A 1082-nucleotide genomic window follows, 5' to 3' on the forward strand; every position below is an offset into this window, starting at 1 on the left:
AGAGCCTCTAAAAAGCAAATTCCCATAGCATAAACAACACCAACTCTATACACCGAGCAGGTAGCGCCTCAGTCCAACAAGCGATTATGCAACACAAACTGCGTGTCGCATAAATACTAAAATGTTATAAGCCACAAGGATAGTATGAAGATTGTTTTAAAGTTTATTGGATTAATTTGGGCTGTTTCATTTTTTTCATTTTTCATCCTTTCTTTCTATTCTGGCACTGGTGGTGAAATTCCTCCTATTGCTCAAGAGTATGTAATCAATTTTCAGGACTTATTAGAGTCTTTTTTAACCTCCCACTGGTTTTTTATCGTTTTTATAGCTGGTTGGTTTGGTGTCTCTTATACGTTAGGAAAAGAAAGTGGCTGGCAAAATTTAGCTAAAAAGTATGGGAATAATAAATACGATAATCCAGACGAAAATTTCCAAGCTGGAAATGGGTATATCGGAAAAACAAGACATAATGGTATTTTGAAAGTTGCAGCAAACAGTAAAGGAGTTTATTTAAGAGTACTTTTTCCTTTTAAGTTTGGTCATAAAAACTTGTTTATTCCTTGGCAAGACATTGAAGCTATTACATCGGAAAGAGGTTTGTTTTCTGATAAAACGCCCAGCTTTCTTAAACGAGTAGGTAAATTAATTTCTGGCACTGAGTACTTAAATATTAAATTGCACCAGTTTCCAGAGCAACGGCTAACAATTCAAAGCACTGAACAACTACTTGGTTTTATACCAAAAAACATCAAGAAATAAGTGTAGGGTAAGTGGCTTATAACACATATGAGCCTTAACTCTGTCAATAGGCAATAGTACTCTTTTTGACCGTTTTTATAAATTGACGGTCAATTCTAAATCAATAAACAAATTCGTTTACTTCGTCTGTCGATGCGGCTGTTAAGCAAGTAGCTTACGGCAAACACATATAGGTGCGTTACGCAGTAATCTCTTATTGCGATCTCATCGCAGCCAGGTTTTTCCCATATCCTTTTGGGCTTACTGGGGCACTAGACATTCATCGGTTAACCTGATCATGGCACTATTCAAGGCGGCTGGTTTCATCAATGTGATCCAGTTAG

At 36.6% G+C, this 1082-nt stretch carries 1 protein-coding gene; it reads left to right on the forward strand.

Going from position 1 to position 1082, the window contains the following annotated elements:
* Nucleotides 1-144 precede the first annotated feature (144 nt).
* Nucleotides 145-759, forward strand: a complete 615-nt coding sequence (locus QMA12_RS22055; protein WP_290211514.1) for a hypothetical protein — start codon at nucleotides 145-147, stop codon at nucleotides 757-759.
* Nucleotides 760-1082 lie beyond the last annotated feature (323 nt).

It is taken from the genome of Pseudoalteromonas sp. APC 3893 (genome assembly GCF_030408095.1).
Taxonomy (GTDB): domain Bacteria; phylum Pseudomonadota; class Gammaproteobacteria; order Enterobacterales; family Alteromonadaceae; genus Pseudoalteromonas.